The sequence below is a fragment of the Enterobacter sp. ENT03 genome (genome assembly GCF_019218745.1).
Lineage (GTDB): Bacteria > Pseudomonadota > Gammaproteobacteria > Enterobacterales > Enterobacteriaceae > Enterobacter_D.
In genome coordinates, this window is the sequence record NZ_JAHUXA010000013.1 from 81,151 (window position 1) to 102,758 (window position 21,608).

At 55.6% G+C, this 21,608-nt stretch carries 24 protein-coding genes; 7 read left to right on the forward strand and 17 right to left on the reverse strand.

The annotated features are described in order from the left end of the window. Positions 1-33 precede the first annotated feature (33 nt). From KW828_RS16005 to yfbV, 4 genes are all read right to left on the reverse strand, one after another. Entirely contained in the window at positions 34-1,866 is a 1,833-nt protein-coding gene (locus KW828_RS16005) for an SLC13 family permease (RefSeq protein WP_218337302.1), read from the reverse strand. 76 nt (positions 1,867-1,942) lie between these two features. Continuing rightward, complete coding sequence (locus KW828_RS16010; RefSeq protein WP_256350220.1) at positions 1,943-2,608, reverse strand: sugar phosphatase; 666 nt, start codon at positions 2,606-2,608, stop codon at positions 1,943-1,945. Positions 2,609-2,612: 4 nt separating this feature from the next. Beyond that, positions 2,613-3,107, reverse strand: a complete 495-nt coding sequence (locus KW828_RS16015; RefSeq protein ID WP_218337304.1) for a YfbU family protein — start codon at positions 3,105-3,107, stop codon at positions 2,613-2,615. A gap of 80 nt (positions 3,108-3,187) precedes the next feature. Continuing rightward, positions 3,188-3,643 (reverse strand): terminus macrodomain insulation protein YfbV, encoded by a 456-nt coding sequence (gene yfbV, locus KW828_RS16020; RefSeq protein ID WP_218337305.1) that lies wholly within the window; start codon positions 3,641-3,643, stop codon positions 3,188-3,190. 338 nt (positions 3,644-3,981) lie between these two features. Here yfbV and ackA point away from each other — a divergent pair, with 338 nt between their 5' ends. Together ackA and pta are read left to right on the forward strand one after the other, a co-directional pair. Then, positions 3,982-5,184, forward strand: a complete 1,203-nt coding sequence (ackA, locus tag KW828_RS16025) for an acetate kinase (RefSeq protein WP_218337306.1) — start codon at positions 3,982-3,984, stop codon at positions 5,182-5,184. A 78-nt stretch (positions 5,185-5,262) separates the two neighbouring features. After that, positions 5,263-7,404 (forward strand): phosphate acetyltransferase, encoded by a 2,142-nt coding sequence (gene pta, locus KW828_RS16030; RefSeq protein WP_218337307.1) that lies wholly within the window; start codon positions 5,263-5,265, stop codon positions 7,402-7,404. Between the two features lie 110 nt (positions 7,405-7,514). Here pta and KW828_RS16035 read toward each other — a convergent pair whose 3' ends face one another. The 5 genes from KW828_RS16035 to KW828_RS16055 all read right to left on the reverse strand — a co-directional run bounded on the left by KW828_RS16035 (position 7,515) and on the right by KW828_RS16055 (position 11,502). Beyond that, positions 7,515-8,468 (reverse strand): transketolase family protein, encoded by a 954-nt coding sequence (locus tag KW828_RS16035; RefSeq protein WP_218337309.1) that lies wholly within the window; start codon positions 8,466-8,468, stop codon positions 7,515-7,517. After that, a complete protein-coding gene (locus tag KW828_RS16040) occupies positions 8,461-9,294 on the reverse strand; it encodes a transketolase (protein WP_218337310.1) in 834 nt (277 codons plus the stop codon). The genes KW828_RS16035 and KW828_RS16040 overlap by 8 nt, the downstream gene beginning before the upstream one ends. Further along, complete coding sequence (locus KW828_RS16045) at positions 9,291-10,682, reverse strand: PTS ascorbate transporter subunit IIC (RefSeq protein ID WP_218337311.1); 1,392 nt, start codon at positions 10,680-10,682, stop codon at positions 9,291-9,293. The genes KW828_RS16040 and KW828_RS16045 overlap by 4 nt, the downstream gene beginning before the upstream one ends. A 22-nt stretch (positions 10,683-10,704) precedes the next feature. Beyond that, on the reverse strand, positions 10,705-10,977 hold the full coding sequence (locus KW828_RS16050; RefSeq protein WP_218337312.1) for a PTS sugar transporter subunit IIB: 273 nt from the start codon (positions 10,975-10,977) through the stop codon (positions 10,705-10,707). An 81-nt stretch (positions 10,978-11,058) separates the two neighbouring features. After that, a complete protein-coding gene (locus KW828_RS16055) occupies positions 11,059-11,502 on the reverse strand; it encodes a PTS sugar transporter subunit IIA (RefSeq protein ID WP_218337313.1) in 444 nt (147 codons plus the stop codon). 246 nt (positions 11,503-11,748) lie between these two features. Here KW828_RS16055 and KW828_RS16060 point away from each other — a divergent pair, with 246 nt between their 5' ends. After that, on the forward strand, positions 11,749-12,768 hold the full coding sequence (locus tag KW828_RS16060; RefSeq protein ID WP_218337315.1) for a LacI family DNA-binding transcriptional regulator: 1,020 nt from the start codon (positions 11,749-11,751) through the stop codon (positions 12,766-12,768). A 2-nt stretch (positions 12,769-12,770) separates the two neighbouring features. Here KW828_RS16060 and yfcD read toward each other — a convergent pair whose 3' ends face one another. Genes yfcD through yfcF form a run of 3 tightly spaced genes read right to left on the reverse strand, consistent with a single transcriptional unit; the run spans position 12,771 to position 14,623 of the window. Continuing rightward, complete coding sequence (gene yfcD / locus KW828_RS16065; RefSeq protein ID WP_072569494.1) at positions 12,771-13,313, reverse strand: NUDIX hydrolase YfcD; 543 nt, start codon at positions 13,311-13,313, stop codon at positions 12,771-12,773. A gap of 57 nt (positions 13,314-13,370) precedes the next feature. Further along, positions 13,371-13,922 (reverse strand): phosphodiesterase, encoded by a 552-nt coding sequence (yfcE, locus tag KW828_RS16070; protein ID WP_218337317.1) that lies wholly within the window; start codon positions 13,920-13,922, stop codon positions 13,371-13,373. Positions 13,923-13,978: 56 nt separating this feature from the next. Continuing rightward, positions 13,979-14,623, reverse strand: a complete 645-nt coding sequence (gene yfcF / locus KW828_RS16075) for a glutathione transferase (protein ID WP_218337372.1) — start codon at positions 14,621-14,623, stop codon at positions 13,979-13,981. Positions 14,624-14,756: 133 nt separating this feature from the next. Between yfcF and yfcG the strand changes: the two genes are divergently transcribed. The 4 genes from yfcG to KW828_RS16095 all read left to right on the forward strand — a co-directional run bounded on the left by yfcG (position 14,757) and on the right by KW828_RS16095 (position 17,255). Then, positions 14,757-15,386: a GSH-dependent disulfide bond oxidoreductase gene (yfcG, locus tag KW828_RS16080; RefSeq protein ID WP_218337318.1), complete on the forward strand. Its 630-nt coding sequence runs from the start codon at positions 14,757-14,759 to the stop codon at positions 15,384-15,386. 66 nt (positions 15,387-15,452) lie between these two features. Continuing rightward, complete coding sequence (gene folX / locus KW828_RS16085; protein ID WP_218337319.1) at positions 15,453-15,815, forward strand: dihydroneopterin triphosphate 2'-epimerase; 363 nt, start codon at positions 15,453-15,455, stop codon at positions 15,813-15,815. An 18-nt stretch (positions 15,816-15,833) separates the two neighbouring features. Beyond that, entirely contained in the window at positions 15,834-16,727 is an 894-nt protein-coding gene (locus KW828_RS16090; protein WP_218337320.1) for a TIGR01777 family oxidoreductase, read from the forward strand. Positions 16,728-16,742: 15 nt separating this feature from the next. Then, entirely contained in the window at positions 16,743-17,255 is a 513-nt protein-coding gene (locus KW828_RS16095; RefSeq protein WP_218337373.1) for a GNAT family N-acetyltransferase, read from the forward strand. Positions 17,256-17,285: 30 nt separating this feature from the next. On the opposite strand, the gene hisP is transcribed toward KW828_RS16095, so the two are convergent. From hisP to argT, 5 genes are all read right to left on the reverse strand, one after another. Continuing rightward, positions 17,286-18,059, reverse strand: coding sequence for a histidine ABC transporter ATP-binding protein HisP (hisP, locus tag KW828_RS16100; RefSeq protein WP_218337322.1), 774 nt, complete (start codon positions 18,057-18,059; stop codon positions 17,286-17,288). Positions 18,060-18,066: 7 nt separating this feature from the next. Then, positions 18,067-18,783, reverse strand: coding sequence for an ABC transporter permease (locus KW828_RS16105; RefSeq protein WP_088219295.1), 717 nt, complete (start codon positions 18,781-18,783; stop codon positions 18,067-18,069). Then, positions 18,780-19,466, reverse strand: a complete 687-nt coding sequence (locus KW828_RS16110; RefSeq protein WP_218337323.1) for a histidine ABC transporter permease HisQ — start codon at positions 19,464-19,466, stop codon at positions 18,780-18,782. Before KW828_RS16110 ends, KW828_RS16105 begins: the two co-directional genes overlap by 4 nt. A gap of 124 nt (positions 19,467-19,590) precedes the next feature. Further along, positions 19,591-20,373, reverse strand: a complete 783-nt coding sequence (hisJ, locus tag KW828_RS16115) for a histidine ABC transporter substrate-binding protein HisJ (RefSeq protein ID WP_218337324.1) — start codon at positions 20,371-20,373, stop codon at positions 19,591-19,593. A 217-nt stretch (positions 20,374-20,590) separates the two neighbouring features. Continuing rightward, on the reverse strand, positions 20,591-21,373 hold the full coding sequence (gene argT / locus KW828_RS16120; RefSeq protein WP_218337325.1) for a lysine/arginine/ornithine ABC transporter substrate-binding protein ArgT: 783 nt from the start codon (positions 21,371-21,373) through the stop codon (positions 20,591-20,593). Positions 21,374-21,608: the final 235 nt, after the last annotated feature.

A 21,608-nucleotide genomic window follows, 5' to 3' on the forward strand; every position in this document is an offset into this window, starting at 1 on the left:
CTTGCCGGGCTTACATTTTTGCCGGACTTACCGCTAAAACGGAAATAACACCGGGATCAGTACCACGCATACCACCATCACAATCAACGTGAAGGGCACGCCAATCTTCACAAAATCACTGAACTTATAATTACCCGGCCCCAGCACTAAGGTATTTACCGGCGACGATACTGGCGTCATAAAGGCTGCCGATGCCGCCATGGCCACCATCATGGCAAAGGGGTATGGCGATAATTCCATGGATTTCGCGGTTGCCAGCGCGATAGGCGCCATCAGTACTGCCGTAGCAGTATTGGAGATAAACAGGCCAATGGTCGCGCACAGCACAAACAGGCAGAGCAGCATCATGTGCGGTCCGTAGCCGCCGCCGAACTGCATCAGCCCTTTCACCGCCAAATCCACGCCGCCGGTTTTTTGTAACGCCAGCGCAAAGGGCATCATGCCGACGATAAGAATAATGCTCGGCCAGTGAATGGCTTTCCAGGCACTTTCCGCGTCAATACAGCGGAACTTACCCATCAGCAGGCAGGCAATAATAGCCGCGATGGGGTTGGGGATCTCATCGGTCAGCATCAGGGCGATCATCAGTACCAGACAAAAAATGGCATGAGGGGCCTGACTGTGGGCTGGCGACGCATCGCTCTCCTCAGCGGGCATGTTCAGCACCACAAAGTCGCGGCCCTGCTGCCCCAGCGCGGAAATCAGCTTCCAGTTGCCGATCACCAGGAAAATATCGCCCAGCGCCAGTGGTTCATCGACGATCGCACCATCAATAGCGCTGCCGTCACGCTTGATGCCCACTACGTTCAGGCCGTAGCGGCTGCGAAAGCCGATTTCGCGCACCGTTTTGCCAATCAGCTCGGAATTGGGGATCAACGACACTTCCGCCATGCCAACATCAAGGGCCTGGTCGGAAAAGTATTCGCCACGCAGGATCATCGGCTCCAGCTGTTGCTCGCTGCAAAACTCGCGCAGGTCGACATCCGAAGCTGACATATCGATCAGCAACACGTCGCGGGCGCGAAATTCAGACACGCCGTTGACGTTGACCATCACGCGACGAAAATGCCGCCAGCGTTCCACGCCAATAACGTTCGCGCCGTAGCGTTCGCGCAGTTTGAGATCGTCCAGTCGCTGACCGATCATTGGCGAGCCGGGGCGGATCGCCAGACGCCGCGCCCGCCCGGTCAGACGATACTCTTTGATCAGGTCACGAAAGGTGCGCTGCTTCCAGCCATCGCGCTGATGCTCATGCTGCTCACCTTTCAGCGCAAAGCGCATCACCAGCATGTACAGGATGCCCAATCCCAGGATCACCAGCCCCAGCGGCGTGACGCTGAAAAAGTTAAAGCCCGGCAGCCCTTCGCGCAGTAGCTCGCTGTTCACCACCAGATTGGGCGGCGTGGCGACCAGCGTCATCATGCCGCTGATCAGTCCGGCGAAGCTGAGCGGCATCATCAGTCGGGATGGTGAGGTTTTCATGCGCATAGAGACGCTGAGCACGACGGGAATAAAAATGGCGACCACGCCGGTTGAACTCATAAACGCGCCGAGGCCCGCGACGGTGATCATCAGCATCACCAGCATTTTGGTTTCGCTGCTGCCAGCCACCTTGACCAGCCACGCGCCCATACTGGTGGCGACACCGGTACGCACCAGGCCATCCCCCATCACGAAAAGCGCGGCGATAAGAATAACGTTAGGATCGCTGAAGCCAGAAAAAGCTTCGCTCAGCGTCAAGGTTCCACTGAGCACAAACGCGACGATCACCAGCAGCGCGACGGCGTCCATGCGGACCTTGCCGGTGGCAAAAAGTACAATGGCCACGCCCAGAAGGCTCAGAACCCAAATTAATTCCCCGTTCACCCTATATCCTTATTTGTTGAGAGGGTATGAATTGTGCCATAAAAAAGCCCCGTCGTGACGGGGCTATATCATGCGATCAGGCGTTAATTTGTACATCAACGTCACCGTCAGGCCGCCGGGTAATAACCAGCGCCTCCAGGCTTTGCAGTACAAAATCGACCTCATCAAGACGCGGTGAGTTTTCCGGCGCGTTCACCGAAATGACATGACAACCCTCCGCCAGACCGGAAAGGATCCCGGCGGAGGCATCTTCCACCACCACGCAATTTTCTGCGGGCAGCCCCAGCAACTGCGCGCCCAGCAGATAAGCATCCGGCTCCGGTTTGCCGCGTTTCACCTGTTCGGCCGTGACAAACACCTTCGGCGACGGTAAACCCGCGGCCTGATGACGCGCGCGGGCTACCGGCATCGATCCCGAGGTGACAATCCCCCAGGGGATCTCCAGCGCGTCAAGATGCTTCAGCAACGCCACCGCGCCCGGCAGCGCAATAATACCGGTGGTATCGCTGGCTTCAATCCCTTCCAGACGCGTAAATTCCGCGGCGATCTCTTCTTCACTGCGCCCTTTCATAAAATGACGCAGCGACGTGATAGCCTGTTTGCCATGGATAAAATTCAGCACCTCATCGTGCGCGATGCCAAAACGGTCCGCCCAGTTACACCATGCGCGCTCAACGGCAGGCAGCGAGTCCACCAGCGTGCCATCCAGGTCAAACAGAAATCCTTTACACAGCACAGGCAGTTCCTCAGGCGTTAATAATCTGGTTAATTTCGTTAGCGCTCAGATGGTACTGACGCGGGCAGGCGTGCCATGCGCCCAGCATACGCTGGTATTTTTCCCACATTGGAGTCTGGGCATTGAAGCCGTGAGTACCGGCATCGAAATCGGTGTAGCGCCCTTCGGTGTTCACCATAAAGCGCACATAGCTGAGGTAACGCGATTCGGTAGCTGCATCGAAGCCGAGGAATGTTACGCGTCGTTCGTCGATGCTCTGGACGTCTTTCAGGTTAGTCCACGAGACGTGCAGCGCGTGGTACATCTCCATAATGTCGATTACCACCCGACAGGTTTCTTCCGGCAGCTCGCCGAATTCACGATCCAGCTCGCGCATTTGCAGGCCAAAACCACGTTCCACAATGGTTTGCAGACGACGATAGCGTTCTGCGTTAGTCGGATCCAGCATGGTCATCATTTTGTATTGATTCGACAGGATCAGGCGTTGGGCGTTGGTCATTTCCATTCGTTACTCCTCATTACTTCACGGCAAAAAAAGAGGCACATAAATTATGTGCCTTCTTTATATGCGTAATCATGGGGGAATTACAAATCATCCAGGAAAGTTTTATCCAGTTGTTTGAAGGCGCGCTTAAGCGTGTCAGCCAGCGCCTGATAGTCAGGTTTGCCTTCAACAGGTGCCAGCGCCTGGCCTGCGTCCTGGAGTTTGCCCCGAACTTCATAAAACCACTGGAGGATGGAAGGGGGTAGCGGCGTGACCGAACGTTTGCCCAGCCACCACAGGCCCTGCATCGGCAGGCTCAGCGCAAACAGCGCGGTCGCGACCGTAGGACCAAGCTGACCGCCAAGGGCGATCTGCCAGCAAAGGGTGAATACCGCAAGCGGCGGCATAAAGCGAATAGCGTAGCGCGTGGCGCGTATGGTGCGGTTTTCAACAAACAGCGGAGCGAGGCTCTTTTCCATGGGCCAGGTTTTCGCATAATGCTGTCCCCGACGAAACAAACTGAAAAAGCTCACGTGGCGATCTTCAGGTGCAGACATGGTATTACCTCAACTTCACATATAAAGATTAAAAAATTTGTGCAAAACAACAACTGCTCGGGACAACGTTCAAAATATTTTGTCATACCACGCTGCTATCAGGTATCCTGTTTCAGCCTGATTTGGCCATAGTTGACGAACTTTATCTCGTCAATTTAATGAATATTATGCCACTGACTGAAATTTGCGCAAAATGGCATAAAATAATCAGTATTCCCTTTCATCGTGCGAAAAAGTTAACTGAGCATGATGTTAATCATAAATGTCAGCGTCATCATACGCTACGCTGTGAGGCCAACTGACGTTTTTTTAGCCACGTATCAATAATAGGTACTTCCATGTCGAGTAAGTTAGTACTGGTTCTGAACTGCGGTAGCTCCTCACTGAAATTCGCAATTATCGATGCTGTAAACGGTGACGAGTACCTCTCTGGTTTGGCCGAATGTTTCCATCTGCCTGAAGCACGTATCAAGTGGAAGATGGACGGCAGCAAACAAGAAGCGGCTTTAGGTGCAGGCGCCGCTCACAGTGAAGCGCTGAACTTTATCGTTAACACTATTCTGGCACAAAAACCAGAACTGTCTGCTCAGCTGACCGCGATTGGTCACCGTATCGTCCACGGCGGCGAAAAATACACGAGTTCCGTAGTGATCGACGAATCAGTGATCCAGGGCATCAAAGACTCTGCATCCTTCGCACCACTGCATAACCCAGCTCACCTGATCGGTATCGCTGAAGCGCTGAAATCCTTCCCGAATCTGAAAGACAAAAACGTGGCCGTATTTGACACCGCGTTCCATCAGACCATGCCGGAAGAATCTTACCTCTATGCGCTGCCGTACAGCCTGTACAAAGAGCACGGCGTACGTCGTTATGGCGCACACGGCACCAGCCATTTCTATGTGACTCAGGAAGCGGCGAAAGTCCTGAACAAGCCGGTTGAAGAAGTTAACATCATCACTTGCCACCTGGGCAACGGCGGTTCTGTTTCTGCAATCCGTAACGGTAAATGTGTTGATACCTCCATGGGTCTGACCCCGCTGGAAGGTCTGGTGATGGGTACCCGTTCCGGTGACATCGACCCGGCGATTATCTTCCACCTGCACGACACCCTGGGCATGAGCGTGGATGAAATCAACACCATGCTGACCAAACAGTCCGGCCTGCTGGGTCTGACCGAAGTCACCAGCGACTGCCGTTATGTTGAAGACAACTACGCGGATAAAGCAGACGCTAAACGTGCAATGGACGTTTACTGCCACCGTCTGGCGAAATACATCGGCTCATACACCGCGCTGATGGACGGTCGTCTGGATGCCGTGGTCTTCACCGGTGGTATCGGTGAAAACGCTGCCATGGTGCGCGAACTGACTCTGGGCAAACTGGGCGTTCTGGGCTTCGATGTTGATCACGAACGTAACCTGGCTGCCCGTTTTGGCAAATCCGGGTTCATCAACAAAGAAGGCACCACCCCGGCGGTGGTTATCCCGACCAACGAAGAGCTGGTCATCGCACAAGACGCTAACCGTCTGACTGCCTGATTCACCACACCGCCAGCCAACGCTGGCGGTGCTGTTTTATCTTCCGCCCGCAGCGGCGGTAACGAAAGAGGATAAACCGTGTCCCGTATTATTATGCTCATCCCTACCGGAACCAGCGTCGGTCTGACCAGCGTCAGCCTGGGTGTGATCCGTGCAATGGAACGCAAAGGCGTTCGTCTGAGCGTCTTCAAACCTATCGCCCAGCCGCGTGCTGGCGGCGATGCGCCTGACCAGACTACCACTATCGTGCGCGCGAACTCCGGCCTGCCAGCCGCTGAACCGCTGAAAATGAGCCACGTTGAATCTCTGCTCTCCAGCAATCAGAAAGATGTGCTGATGGAAGAGATCATCGCCCGCTACCACGAAAGCGCAAAAGACGCTGAAGTCGTACTGGTTGAAGGCCTGGTGCCTACGCGTAAACATCAGTTCGCCCAGTCGCTGAACTATGAAATCGCCAAAACCCTGAATGCCGAAATTGTTTTCGTCATGTCCCAGGGCACCGATACTGCCGAGCAGATCAAAGAGCGTATCGAACTGACCCGCAGCAGCTTCGGCGGCGCGAAAAACGCCAACATCACCGGTGTTATCGTCAACAAGCTGAATGCACCCGTTGATGAACAGGGGCGTACCCGCCCGGACCTGTCTGAGATTTTTGATGACTCTTCCAAAGCGAAAGTCAGCAATATCGATCCGACTCAGCTGCAACACTCCAGCGCGCTGCCGGTTCTCGGCGCGGTGCCGTGGAGCTTTGATCTGATCGCCACCCGTGCGATCGACATGGCGCGTCACCTGAATGCCACCATCGTTAACGAAGGCGACATCAACACCCGCCGCGTGAAGTCCGTTACTTTCTGTGCGCGCAGCATCCCGCACATGCTGGAACACTTCCGCGCAGGCTCGCTGCTGGTGACCTCCGCAGACCGTCCTGACGTGCTGGTGGCTGCCTGCCTCGCGGCGATGAACGGCGTGGAAATTGGTGCCATCCTGCTGACCGGCGCTTATGAAATGGACGCTCGCGTGGCTAAGCTGTGTGAACGTGCTTTCGCCACCGGCCTGCCGGTATTCATGGTGAACACCAACACCTGGCAGACCTCCCTGAGCCTGCAAAGCTTCAACCTGGAAGTACCGGTTGATGACCATCAGCGTATCGAGAAAGTGCAGGAATACGTTGCCAGCTACATCAATGCTGACTGGATCGAGTCTCTGACCGCGACCTCCGAGCGTAGCCGTCGTCTGTCTCCGCCAGCGTTCCGCTATCAGCTGACCGAACTGGCCCGTCAGGCTGGCAAACGCGTTGTGCTGCCGGAAGGCGACGAGCCGCGTACCGTGAAAGCGGCAGCGATTTGTGCCGAGCGCGGCATCGCGACCTGTGTGCTGCTGGGTAACCCGGATGAAATCACCCGCGTTGCGGCCTCCCAGGGCGTTGAACTGGGCGCAGGCATCGAAATCGTCGATCCAGAAGTGGTTCGCGAAAGCTACGTTGCCCGCCTGGTTGAGCTGCGTAAGAGCAAAGGCATGACCGAAGCCGTTGCCCGCGAGCAGCTGGAAGACAATGTGGTGCTGGGTACGCTGATGCTGGAGCAGGACGAAGTTGACGGTCTGGTTTCCGGTGCGGTTCACACCACCGCGAACACCATCCGTCCGCCGTTACAGTTGATCAAAACCGCACCGGGCAGCTCGCTGGTGTCTTCCGTGTTCTTCATGCTGCTGCCGGAACAGGTTTATGTTTACGGTGACTGCGCGATCAACCCGGATCCGACCGCTGAACAGCTGGCAGAAATCGCTATCCAGTCTGCGGATTCCGCAACGGCATTCGGCATCGAGCCGCGCGTGGCGATGCTCTCCTACTCCACCGGTAACTCTGGTGCCGGTAGCGATGTAGAGAAAGTCCGCGAAGCAACCCGTATTGCTAAGGAAAAACGCCCGGATCTGGTCATCGACGGCCCTCTGCAGTATGACGCGGCGGTCATGGCTGACGTAGCGAAATCCAAAGCGCCGAACTCGCCGGTGGCGGGTCGTGCTACCGTGTTCATCTTCCCGGATCTGAACACCGGTAACACCACTTACAAAGCGGTACAGCGTTCTGCCGACCTGATCTCCATCGGGCCGATGCTGCAGGGTATGCGTAAACCGGTAAACGACCTGTCTCGTGGCGCACTGGTAGACGATATTGTCTACACCATCGCCCTGACGGCGATCCAGTCTTCGCAACAGCAATAATGTTTTGCCGGATGGCGCTTCGCTTATCCGGCCTACAAAAACGTAGGCCTGGTAAGCGCCAGCGCCACCGGGCAACAAAAAGGCGACCCCATACAGGGTCGCCTTTTTATTTACAGCAACTCCCGCGCCGCCAACACAATATCCTGCGCCGTCAGGCCATACTCTTTTTGCAGGAAATCCTGCGTTCCCACCTGGCCGTAACGCGCTTTCACCCCGACGCGACGCATCGGTACCGGGCAGGTTTCTACCAGCACCTCCGCCACCGCTGAACCAAGTCCATTGTGAATGCTGTGGTTTTCGCAGGTCACTATCTTGCCGGTTTTCTCGGCATAGTTTTTTATCAGCATCCGGTCGATAGGTTTGAGCGTGAACATGTCGATCACCGCCGCACTCGCGCCTTCCTGCTCCAGCTGGCGCGCTGCCTGCAATGCTTCTGCCACCATAATGCCGTTGGCGATAAGCGTGATGTCACTGCCGTCGCGCAGCACATTACCTTTGCCGATGGTAAAAACCGAGCCGGGGGCATAGACGGTCGCCGCCTGTTTACGAATGGTGCGCAGCCAGTAAAAGCCGTCGAGCGTCATCAGCTGGCGCAACACATCGTCAAACATCACCGCGTCGGTCACCTCCAGCACCACCGAATGCGCCAGCCCGCGCACAATGCCCATATCCTCAAAGGACATGTGCGTGCCGCCATTGTGACAGGCCGTCACCCCCGCATCCGAGGCGATAACCTTCACGTTATTGAGCTGATAGTCCAGCGCCATAAACAGCTGATCAAAACAGCGGCGGCTGGCAAAGGCGGTAAAGGTATGCACAAAAGGTTTACGCCCGGTAAGCGCAAGCCCCGCCGCGGTGCCGATAACATTGGCTTCCATAATGCCGCAGTTAATCACGTGCTGCGGATAACGTTTCTGCACGCCATCCATCGCCATAGAACTCATTAAATCCGCTTCCAGCGCGATAATATCGCTGCCGCGCTCAATCTGTTCTGCTACAAATCCGGCATACACTTTGCGCATTTCAACGGCGTCTTTTCCCCCGTCCGGTGCAATCTTAATCATGCGCGGCCTCCAGTTGTGCGATGGTCTGATCCAGTGCCTGCTTCATCTCATCCGTCAGGCGTAAATGGTGTGAGTTGCCGAGCTGTTCCAGATAAGGCACACCCTGCCCTTTGATGCTGTCGAGGATCACGATGCGCGGGCGCGCCTCCGCTGCCGGACGCGGCGCGACCACTTCCAGAATGCCGGCGATGTCGTCGCCTTTTACGGTGCACACGTCATAGCCAAAGGCGCGGAATTTCCCTTCCAGATCGAAGGCGCAAATAATCTCGTCCAGCTCGCCGTCCAGTTGCTGTTTGTTCCAGTCGACAAACACCGTCAGATTATTCAGCCGGTGGTGGGCGATAAACTGAAACGCCTCCCAGCACTGGCCTTCGTTCAGCTCGCCATCGCCGACGATACAGAACACACGGTTAGCGCGTCCGGCCAGCTTATGCGACAGCGCCATGCCGCCAGCAATAGAGATCCCCTGCCCCAGCGAACCAGTGGTGGCATCCACGCCACGGGTTTTCAGCCGATCCGGGTGGCTTGGCAGGCGGGTGCCGTTCTGATTCAGGGTCTGTAACTCCTCCACCGGGAAATAGCCCTTGATAGCCAGCGTGCTGTACAGCGCCGGGCCGGCGTGCCCTTTCGACAGCACGAAGTAATCGCGCTGCGGCCAGTCGGGATCCGCCGGATCAATGCGCATCACCTCGCCGTACAATACCGCCAGGGTTTCCACCACCGACATGCTGCCGCCGTAGTGCCCGAACCCCAGCGCGGTCAGTGATTTCAGGGTAGCGACGCGGATCTCCCGCGCCAGCTGCGTCAGTTCTGCAATCGTGCTCATAATTTCGCTCCGCTATTGGGCTGCGTGTCGCCAGCCGCCGGTTTTTTCCGCGCAAACACATTCCACGCCACCAGCGCGGCAAACAACGTCACCACCAGCCCGGTGATCGCCAGCGGCGAGAGATAGCGCGCCAGATTGCCCAATACGATGCCAATCACACCGAAATCGGCGTCCGAGAAGGTGGTGTTGGCAAAACCGATGGCACCCAGCACCGGCAACAGCAGCACGGGCAGGAAAGTGATCAACAGCCCGTTAGCGAAAGACCCGAGCATCGCGCCGCGTCGTCCTCCGGTAGCGTTACCAAAGACACCGGCGGTGGCACCGGTAAAGAAGTGCGGCACCACGCCCGGCAGGATCAGCACCAGCTTCATCTGCCCAAGCAGGAACAGCCCCACCAGCCCGCCGAGGAAGCTGAACAGGAAGCCAATCAGCACGGCGTTAGGCGCATAAGGGTAAACCACCGGGCAGTCCAGCGCGGGGCGGGCATTGGGCACCAGTTTTTCTGAAAAGCCGGTAAAGGCCGGAACGATTTCTGCCAGGATCAGCCGTACGCCCTGCAGAATGATAAATACCCCGGCGGCAAAAGTGATGGCCTGAATAATGGCGTACACCAGGAAGTTCTGTCCGCCGCTGAGGGTGCTTTCGATATACTCCCGACCGGCGCAGACCGCCATAATGAGATAAATGATGATCATGGTGAGCGAGATGGAGATGGAGCTGTCGCGCAAAAAGCTTAAATTCTTCGGCAGGTTCATCTCTTCCGTAGAACGCGAGCCTTTACCGCAGACGCTGCCGATCCAGCCTGCCAGCACATAGCCGAGGGTGCCGAAGTGACCAAAGCCGATGTCGTCAGTACCGGTGATACGCCGCATATAGCGCTGGGCGATGGCCGGGAAGAAGGCCATCACCAGACCTAAAATCAGCGATCCGGTAAACACCAGCCCGACGCCTTCAAAACCGGCGACGGTGAGGATCACGCCGACCATACAGGCCATATAAAACGTATGATGGCCGGTCAGGAAGATATACTTCAGCCGCGTAAAGCGCGCGACGATAATATTGGCGACCATACCAAATGCCATGATCAGCGCCGTTGACGCGCCGTATTTTTCCAGCGCAATGGAAACAATCGCCTCATTATTCGGAATGATCCCCTGAATATTAAAGGCGTGTTCAAACATGCCGCCCAACGGATTAAGTGATCCCACTAATACTGTAGCGCCACCCCCCAGCACAATAAAACCGAGAATAGTTTTTACCGTGCCTTTTACCACATCGGAGAAAGATTTTTTCTGCGCCACCAGACCAATCAAGGCAATTAAACCCACCAGCACTGACGGCACTTTCAGTATGTCGACAATAAAATTGAGCGTTTCAAGGATAAACATATCCGCCTCGCTTTATATGCTGTTACCGGTTGGCAAAATAAGTCTGGAGCTTCGCTTCCAGCTCATTAATATCGATAATATTATTGATTACCACCAGCTGGTGGTCCGGCACACTGGCGCTGGCAGCGATGTCTTTCGCCATCACGAACAGGTCGGCTGCACCGGGCGTAGCGGATGACAGGTCGGAATGTTCCACTTCCGCCTCGATATTGAGTTTTTTAAGCACTTTTTTAATATTCATTTCGACCATAAAACTACTGCCGAGGCCGGAACCGCAAATTGCCATAATTTTCATTATTATCACCTTTCGTAGGGTAAAGTTCAGGTGCATCACGTAATAATGGCGTGATGGATTAAAATAATTAATGTATAAAAACTAAAAGCGTTGAATGATTTTTTGTATTTCCTCCTTACTGTTGGCCTGGTGTAATTCCTCCATGTCTTTCTCGCTGGAAAATAATTCCGCCAGCGTGGCGATCATCTCTATATGGCTGTGTTTGTCTGCCGCCGCCAGCATAATAATCAGATCCACCGGATCGAACTCGCCGGCATTAAATACCACGCCGCGCTGTAATTTCAGCAGCGATAAGCCATGCGCCTTCGCCCCCTCTTCTGGCCTGGCATGGGGCATCGCCAGTCCGGGCGCCAGCACGTAATACGCGCCCAGCGTCTGCTGCTGTCGGATGATAGCTGGCACGTAATCCGGCGTGATCACACCTGCATCCAGCAACGGTTGAGCGCAGATCGCCAGCGCCTGTTGCCAGTCATCAACCTGCTCGCGGCATTGAATAGTGGGTCTGTTAAGCCATGTCTCCAGCACACTGTTCCCCTCTTGGGTGGCAAAAGATGGACAAACTTTAAGCAAGGATCCGCAGGTTGACCGTGACGGTAATCACAAAGATAGCGCTATCAAAAAGCACTGTCCGAAATTGTGATAGCGCTATCAAATCACAATCATTGTCCTCGGTCCCGGTAATAGTGTGCTTATCCGGCGTATACTTGCTTTGCTAGGAGTAAATAACGCGAAAAAAGCCACTGAGATCATCGTCTTTACGCAGGAACGAGAATGTCTATTACCCGAAAACGGCGCAATACCGGAAAGGTGACGCTGGCGGACGTTGCGCAACTGGCAGGCGTCGGCACGATGACGGTTTCCAGAGCGCTGCGCACGCCCGAACAGGTTTCCGGCAAGCTACGTGAAAAAATTGAGGCCGCAGTACGGGAGCTGGGTTATCTGCCCAATCTGGCCGCCAGCGCCCTCGCCTCCGCGTCGTCATGGACGATTGCAATGGTCGTGCCGAATCTGGCGGAGTCCGGCTGTTCGGAGATGTTTGCCGGACTCCAGCAGGTGCTGCAACCGGCGGGGTATCAAATCATGCTGGCAGAGTCACAGCACCGGCTGGAGCAGGAAGAAAAGCTGCTGGAAACACTGCTGGCCTCGAACCTCGCCGCCGCTATTTTGCTGAGCGTCGAGCACAGCGAAACCGTGCGTCACTGGCTGACGAACGCCAGTATTCCGGTGATGGAAATCGGCGCGACGCGGACCGATCCCATTGATATGAATATCGGTATTGATAACGTCGCCGCCATGCAGGAGTTAACGCAGACGCTTATCCAGCGTGGCTACCAGAATATCGGCCTGCTGTGCGCCAATCAGGAACAGTGGATTTTTCAGCAGCATTTGCAGGGCTGGTATAAAGCCATGCTGCGCCATCACATGTCGCCGAACCGGGTGATTAACGCTGCCGCGCCCCCCACCTTTTCTACCGGCGCGGCGCAATTGCCGGAGTTTTTGCTGGCCTGGCCGGAGCTGGATGCGCTGGTCTGCGTGTCAGATGAACTGGCGTGTGGCGCGCTCTACGAGTGCCAGCGTCGGCGGATCAAAGTGCCGGACGATCTGGCGATTGTCGGCTTTGGTGACAGCGATGTCAGTCGGGTCTGCCAGCCGCCGTTGACCACCATCGCGGTGCCGCATCGCCAGATTGGTATTGAAGCGGGGCGCGCACTGCTGGCACGACTGAATGAGGATGTCTGGAGCAGCAAAGCGCCGATTGCCTCGACGCTTTGTCTGCGGGAGAGTTGCTGAGGTTACTGCGCGGTTTCCAGTTTTGGCTGATCGTTGTTGGCATTGCGGGTCATCCACAGTGCCAGCGCTTTCAGCGAATCCGGGGTAAATTCATCGCAGCGGGCGGTGATCTCTTCCGGCGTCATCCAGCACACTTCGCTGACTTCGTCTTCCTGCAGGGCGAACGGGCCATGGGACACGCAGCTAAACAGAGCGCCCCAGACGCGGCAATGTTCATCTTCAAAATAGAACTGGCCGTGCTCGGCAAGGGGCACGCCCGCAATACCTAATTCCTCTTCGGCTTCCCGGCGCGCGGAGTCGAGTAACACTTCATCCGCCTGCACCACGCCACCGGCGGTCGCATCCAGCATGCCCGGCATAAAATCTTTAGTTTCAGTCCGGCGCTGCACCAGAATTTTGCCCATGCCATCATGTACAACGATATAGGTCGCGCGATGACGCAGACACTGCGCGCGCATCTGTTCGCGGCTGGCTTGCGCTATCACCTCATTGTCTTCGTTGACAATATCTACCCATTCCGTGCCTGTAAAATGACGTTGTTCCACCATCAGGAAACCTTCTCTCTAAGCGCTCTTATGACGCGTTTTTGGTTGTCGGGTAAATTACGGATTAATCGTGACCTGTGCAATAACGCGTTGATCATTCAGTGCGATTACACGCAAAACGTTTTCATCCAGCATGCCATAGCTGGCGACATGTCCACCTTGCGGAATACTGACCGAGCCGGGATTAAAAACAATAATCTCGCCCCGTCGTTCCGCCACCGGCAAATGGGTATGACCGTAAACCAGTACATCTCCCGCCCCCAGCGGCGGCAGATGATCAGGGCTAAACAGATGCCCGTGGGTCACAAACAGCCGCTGGTTTGCCATCAGCACCTGTTGCCAGGGCGCGGTGATGGGAAAGTTAAGCAGCATCTGATCCACTTCGCTGTCGCAGTTGCCGCGCACCGCAATAATGCGCGCCGCCTGCTCGTTCAGCCGCTCGGCCACCTGGGCTGGTGCATAACCTTCCGGCAGCGCGTTACGCGGCCCGTGGTTCAGCAGATCCCCCAACAGCACCAGCCACTGCGCGCCGCTTTCGGCGAACAGTTCCAGTACACGTTCGGTGGCCGGTAACGATCCATGAATGTCTGAAGCAAACATCAGCTTCATTGCGCAAACCTCGTGGTAAAAATCCCGTCTAATGATAGCGGATCTCTGAGCGTCGATCAGTCTGAAGGCTGCGCAGAAAGTGCGACAAAACGCTGGACTGAAGAACGCTGCCACTGGAATGTCGCGTATTCCACGAGCGGCTCCGGCACGGCGTCACCGTTCAGCACCAGGCGGTTGAGCATCAGCGCCAGATCCGCATCAGCAATGCACCATTCACCAAACAGATTGGGCTTGCCATCAGCAAGCAGCAGGCTTGCAGTATCGAAGAGTTTTTGGGCGCTTGCCAGGCCTGCGGCGCTGAGCGGCGCTTTTCTTACGCCTGCAAAAACCACGTCGGTGGAACGCTCTTCGCGGATCGGCATCAGGTCGCTGCGCAGCCATGCCTGAATTTGCCGCGCACGGGCGCGTTTTTGCAAGTCATGGGGATAGATGCGCTCCCACTCCGGCGCGGGGAATTTCTCGTCGAGGTATTCAGTAATGGCCGAGGATTCACTTAATTCGAAGCCGTCAATCTCCAGCACCGGCACGCGTCGGGTCAGCGTGTAGCCCTGCCAGCCGGGACGGGTATTTTCGCCGCTATCCAGATCCACCGTCTTAATAGTGAAAGGCAGCCCTTTTTCATGCAGCGCCACATAGACCGACATGACATAGGGAGAAAAGTAATTTGCATCAGACCACAACGTTATTGCCGCATCGCTCATAACAACCTCACCCAACATGGAATTTACCTTCAAAATAGTGCGTTACGGCACGTCTGTCACTCATGAAAACTCATCGCGCCAGGCTTACGCCTATACTCCCTTCTGCGATGCGACTGCAATAACAGGAGGTGACATGATCGATCTCTATTACGCCCCGACGCCTAACGGCCATAAAATCACCTTATTTCTGGAGGAGGCTGAGCTTAATTATCGCCTGATCCCGGTAAATATCGGCAAAGGCGACCAGTTCCGCGCCGAGTTTCTGGAAATCTCCCCCAACAATAAAATTCCCGCCATTGTTGATCACACTCCGGCGGATGGCGGTGCGCCATTAAGCCTGTTCGAATCCGGCGAGATCTTGCTTTATCTGGCGGAGAAAACCGGTCTGCTGCTGAGCGGTGAGCTGCGCGAGCGGCACCGCACGCTGCAATGGCTGTTCTGGCAGGTGGGCGGTCTTGGCCCGATGCTCGGGCAGAATCATCACTTTAACCACTTCGCCCCAAAACCCGAACCTTACGCCATTGAGCGTTATCAGGTGGAAACCCAGCGGCTGTATAACGTGCTCAATAAACGTCTGGAAATCGTGCCCTGGCTGGGCGGGGAACACTACAGCATAGCGGATATTGCGGCCTGGCCGTGGATCAACAGCCATGAACGTCAGCGCATTGATTTAGCTCACTATCCGGCGGTGAATAACTGGTTTGAGCGCATTCGCAATCGTCCGGCCACGCAGCGGGCGATGCAAAAAGCGCAGCTGCCATAGCGCCACTGCGCACAGCAATAAACCTCGTGTATGATGGCGCGATTCACTACAAGGAGGAGTTGTTCCATGCCGCAACCTGATGCTGTCATTCGTATAAAAAATCTGCGCCTGAGGACATTTATCGGCATCAAAGACGAAGAGATTGCAAACCGACAGGACATTGTGATCAACGTGGTGATCCACTATCCGGCGGATAAAGCGCGCGCCAGCGAAGACATCAATGATGCGCTGAATTACCGGACCATCACCAAACGCATCATCCAGCATGTTGAGAACAATCGCTTCTTCCTGCTGGAAAAATTAACTCAGGACGTGCTCGATATTGCGCGCGAACATCACTGGGTGACCTATGCTGAAGCAGAAATCGATAAACTTCACGCCCTGCGCTACGCCGACTCGGTATCCATGACCATGAGCTGGCAGCGCTGAGCGTCACCAGGAGGTTGTATGAGGGTTCTGATTACCGGCGGCACGGGTCTTATTGGTCGCCATCTTATTCCCCGTTTGCTTGAACTGGGACACAGCGTGACCGTGGTAACACGTAACCCCCACAAGGCGCAGGGGCAGCTCGATGCCCGCGTGACGCTGTGGAAAGGCCTGCACGATCGCACCGAGCTTAACGACATCGACGCGGTGATCAATCTGGCAGGTGAACCTATCGCCGATAAGCGCTGGAGCGAAACGCAAAAGCAGCGCCTGTGCAACAGCCGCTGGACGATCACCCAAAAACTCGTTGACCTGATCAAGGCCAGCGAAACGCCGCCCGCAGTGCTGATTTCCGGTTCAGCAACCGGCTATTACGGCGATTTAGGGGAAGTGGTGGTGACGGAAGACGAACCGCCGCACAACGAATTTACCCATAAGCTGTGCGCCCGCTGGGAGCAGATCGCCTGCGGCGCCCAGAGCGAGGCTACCCGCGTCTGTCTGCTGCGCACCGGCGTGGTGTTCGCCCCGAAAGGCGGTATCCTCGGAAAACTGCTGCCGGTGTTTCGCGCCGGTCTTGGCGGCCCGATTGGCAACGGGCGGCAGTACCTTGCGTGGATCCATATCGACGATATGGTCAACGGCATTCTGTGGCTGCTGGATAACGATCTGCGCGGCCCGTTCAATATGGTTTCACCTTATCCGGTGCACAATGAACAGTTCGCTCACGCGCTGGGACACGTGCTGCATCGCCCGACGCTGGTGCGCACACCGGCCTTCGCCATTCGCCTGCTGATGGGCGAAGCCGCCGTGCTGGTGCTGGGCGGTCAGCGCGCGCTGCCTAAACGCCTTGAAGCATCCTGTTTCGGCTTCCGCTGGTTCGAGCTCGAAGACGCGCTGGCGGATGTGGTGCGCTAAATAATGACACCGATTATGGTCACCCTCACTACCCCGCGCCTGACGCTTTCCACCTTTCAGGAAAGCGACTGGCCGTTCTTTTTACGTCTGCGTCAGGATCCCGACAACATGCGCTATATGGCGGATATTGCCAGCGAGGAAGAGGTGCGCCATGTGTTTTTTACCCGGCTGAATAACTCCGGGGCCTTTGTGATCCGCCGCCATAACGATGAAACGCCGCTCGGCGATCTCGGGCTGCGTATCAGCTCGCAAAATCCGCTGGAGGCGGATGTCGGCTACAGCGTGGTAAGCGACGCGCAGGGCCAGGGCATCGCCAGCGAAGCGTTACGGGCGCTGTGTGAGTATGCCTTTGCGCAGACCGGCGTGACGGCGTTGAATGCGTATGTGCTGGCGGAAAACCGCGCGTCGCAGCGGGTGCTGGAAAAGCTGGGGTTTGTGCAGACGGACGTGCTGCCTAAGGTGTATCGGGTGAACGGCGTGTTTCATGACGACTGCGTGTATCGTCTTGAGCGGGCGGATTTTAAATAAGCCCCTCACCCACAGGATGAGGGGCCAGGATTACTTCAGCGATCCCTTAAGGAACTGCTGCAAACGCAGGCTTTTCGGATTGTCGAACAGCTCGGCAGGCGTGCCCTCTTCTTCAATTTTCCCCTGATGCAGGAAAATCACGTGGGAAGATACGTGGCGGGCAAAGCCCATTTCGTGGGTGACCACGACCATGGTTTTGCCCTCTTCCGCCAGCTGCTGCATGATGCGCAGCACTTCGCCCACCAGCTCCGGATCCAGCGCCGAAGTTGGTTCATCGAACAGTAATACTTCCGGCTCCATCGCCAGCGCGCGGGCGATGGAAACACGCTGCTGCTGACCACCGGACAGATGCACCGGGTATTTCCCCTGCGCACGCTCGTCGATGCCGACTTTCGCCAGATATTTCACCGCCCGCTCGCGGGATTCCTGTTTACTGAGGCCCAGCACCTGAATCGGCGCTTCCATCACGTTTTCCAGCACCGTCATGTGGCTCCACAGGTTGAAGTGCTGGAACACCATCGTCAGGCGGGTACGCAGCAGGCGCAGCTGATTTTTATCGGCCACTTTAAGCTGACCGTCTTTATCGCGCACCAGCGTGATGTTCTGACCGCTGACCACGATCGTCCCTTCGCTCGGTTTTTCGAGGAAGTTAATGCAGCGCAAAAAGGTACTTTTACCGGAGCCGGAGGAGCCGATAATGGTGATCACATCACCCGCATTCGCCTTCAACGATACGCCTTTCAGCACTTCGTGTTCGCCGTAGTGTTTGTGTAAATCGGTAACGTTTAGTTTGTTCTCAGACATCGTATTCTCAGTGCGTCGAAGAAGGTTTCACATGCTGCAACCAGCGCTTTTCCGCCTTGCGGAACAGACTGATCAGCACATAAGAAATAATCAGATACAGCACCGCCGCCAGCCCAAAGGCGGTAAAAGGCTGGTAGGTCGCCGAGTTTATATCACGGGCAATCTTCAGCAGATCCGGCACGGTGGCGGTAAAAGCCAGCGCGGTGGAGTGCAGCATCAGGATCACTTCATTGCTGTAGGCGGGCAGCGCAATGCGCAGCGCCGACGGCAGAATGATGCAGCGATACATTTTTACCGAGGAAAAGCCGTATGCCCGCGCCGCTTCGATTTCTCCATGCGGAACCGAGCGGATCGCCCCGGCGAAAATCTCGGTGGTGTAAGCACAGGTGTTGAGCGTCAGCGCCAGCACCGTACAGTTCAGGCCGCTGCGGAAAAAAGCGTTCAGCAGCTCCGTTCCTTTCACCACTTCCAGCGTGTACATCCCGGAATAGAACACCAGTAGCTGCACATACAGCGGTGTGCCGCGGAAAATATAGGTGAACAGCCAGATCGGGAAGCAGACAAATTTGTTGCTGGAGACGCGCCCGATAGCCAGAAACAGCGCCAGAATGCCGCCCATCACCACGGATGAGATCAACAGCCACAGCGTGATCGCCACGCCCGTTAAGCGATAGCCGTCCGTCCACAGCAGGGATTGCCAGTACTCCTGAATAATCTCGATCACAGGTCAGCCCTCTTCACACCCACGGAGTAGCGACGTTCGAGCAGAAGCAGCACACCATTGGAGACGGTGGTAAACACCAGATAAATTAACCCGCACACTACCGCGAAATAGAACGGCTCCCAGGTGCTTTTCCCGGCCAGCTGCGTGGCTTTCACCACGTCTTCCAGGCCAAGCAGCGACACCAGCGCGGTGGCTTTCAAAATAACCTGCCAGTTGTTACCGATGCCCGGCAGCGCGTAGCGCATCATCGCCGGGAAGAGAATGCGGCGAAAGATTTGCGATCCGGTAAAGCCGAACGCAGTGGCCGCCTCGATATGCCCTTTCGGTACCGCCATAAACGCGCCGCGAAAGGTTTCGGTAAAGTAAGCGCCGTAGATAAAGCCAAGGGTGATGATACCGGCCACCATCGGGTCGATGTCGATCTGTCCCATACCAATCGCTTCGGTCACGCTGTTAATCGCGATTTGCAGGCCGTAGAAGATGAGCAGCATCAGCACCAGATCCGGCACGCCACGAATAAGCGTGGTGTAACCTTCAAAAAGGATGCGTAGCAGGCGGTTGCCGGAAAGCTTGCCCCCTGCCCCTGCCAGACCAATCGCCACTGCCAGCACCACGGCGCTGAGCGCCAGCTCCAGCGTGACAAGGGCGCCGTGTAAAATTACCTGAGAAAAACCGTACAGCATGCAGCCTGTGTCCTGTGTGTGTTGATGCCGGATGGCGGCTTCGCCTGATCCGGCCTACGAAATACGTTCACCGCGTAGGCCGGATAAGACGCGTCAGCGTCGCCATCCGGCGACCTGATAGTGATCAGCCACCGTAAACATCGAAATCAAAATACTTCTTCGCCAGTTTTTCGTAAGTGCCGTCGGCGCGCATTTCGGCGAAAGCCTTGTTCAGCGCCTCACGCAGTTCGGTGTCATCTTTGCGCACGCCCATACCGGTGCCGACGCCAAACAGTTTTTCATCTTTCACTGACGGGCCACCGAATTTGTAATCCGCCCCAACCTTCGTTTTCAGGAAGCCTTCGCTGGCAGCGACTTCGTCCTGGAACGCGGCGTCAATACGGCCTGCGGTCAGATCAGCATAAATATTGTCCTGCCCCTGATAGGAGACAATTTCCACGCCTTTCGGCGCCCAGTGCACGTTACCGTAGGTTTCCTGCGTGGTGCCCTGCAATACGCCAACACGTTTGCCCGTAAGCGTCGCCAGATCCGGCACGATGTCAGAATCTTTTGCCACCACCAGACGGGAATCCGCTGCATAGAGCTTGTCGGTAAAGGCGATTTCCTGCTGACGTTTTTCGGTGATCGACAGCGACGACATAATGGCGTCGATTTTCTTCGCTTTCAGCGACGGGATCAGCGCGTCAAGCGGGTTCTCAATGAAGGTGCATTGCGTGTTAATACGTTTACAGAGTTCTTTTGCCAGATCGATGTCGAAACCGACTAATTCGCCCTGTGCATTTTTTGACTCAAACGGCGCGTAAGTCGGATCGGTACCGATACGGAGTTTTTGTGGAATGGCAGCGAATGCGCCGGAGATACTGGAAACAGCGAACACCAGAGAGAGAGATAACACCAGTTTTTTCATATTTATCCTCAACAGCCTGTCTTTTCTAGGGGATTTATAAAATGAAGATTGCTGGTATCGTGCCACTGTTCGCCCCGGCAAGGCAAAATATTCTGTCACAGGTCACGCTTTTTTTTGCATGACTTTTGCTTAACTATGCATGGATGCCCCATTGCAGTGCGTGTGTTGCACCACGCTGAAGCATTCATGTCAGTTATGCACCACGGCGCATCAGGGCTTAGTCACCGTAGATGTTAAAGTTGAAGTATTTCTTCGCCAGCTTGTCGTAGGTGCCGTCTTTGCGGATCTCATCGAAGGCTTTATCGAAAGCGGCTTTCAGCTCGGCGTCGTCTTTGCGCAGACCAATACCGGTGCCGTCACCGAAGTATTTTTTGTCTTTCACCGACGGACCGGCGAAATCAAAAGTTTTACCTTCTGGCTGCTTGAGGAAGCCTTCGCTGGCGGCCACTTCGTCCTGGAAAGCGGCATCAATACGACCTGCCGTCAGGTCGGAGTAAATCAGATCCTGGTTCTGGTAGGCCACCACATCGACGCCTTTGCTGCGCCAGTTGTCGTTGGCATAGGCTTCCTGCGTGGAGCCTTGCAGCACGCCTACGTGTTTACCTTTCAGCGAATCGGTGGTGGGCTGGATCGGTGAGCCTTTCGCCGCGATCAGACGGGCGTTAGCGGCGTAGAGCGGCTGGGAGAAGGCGATCTCCTGCAGGCGTTTTTCGGTGATCGACAGAGAAGAGATAATCGCATCGATTTTCTTCGCTTTGAGGGAGGGGATCAGCGCATCAAAATCGCTGCCAACCCAGGTGCATTTCACTTTGATGCGGGTGCACATCTCGTTGCCGAGATCGATGTCAAAGCCAACAAAATCCCCTTTCGCATCCTTGGATGAGAATGGCGCATAGGTGGCATCCGTACCAATGCGCACGGTCTGTGGCAGTGCAGCGTTGACGCTGGCGATGCCGGACAGTCCCAGCAGTAAAGACAGAGCAACAACCGTCTTCTTCATACATTCCCCTCAAGTTTTCTGATTTTATTATGTATTGCGTTGTGTTGTGTGTTTGCTACCCGTCAATGCTTGCATGTCTTATGCCAGTTTGTTGCCGCTGCGATTTAGCGCGTTGAGAATGTTAACAAAAGGTTGCAATATTGACGTCACAGTGAAAGATAGCAGGTCTGCCAGAGACACTCGCGTGTTACAAACCGAAAACAGGGATTAAATGTTGAGGATATGATCGCGCTTG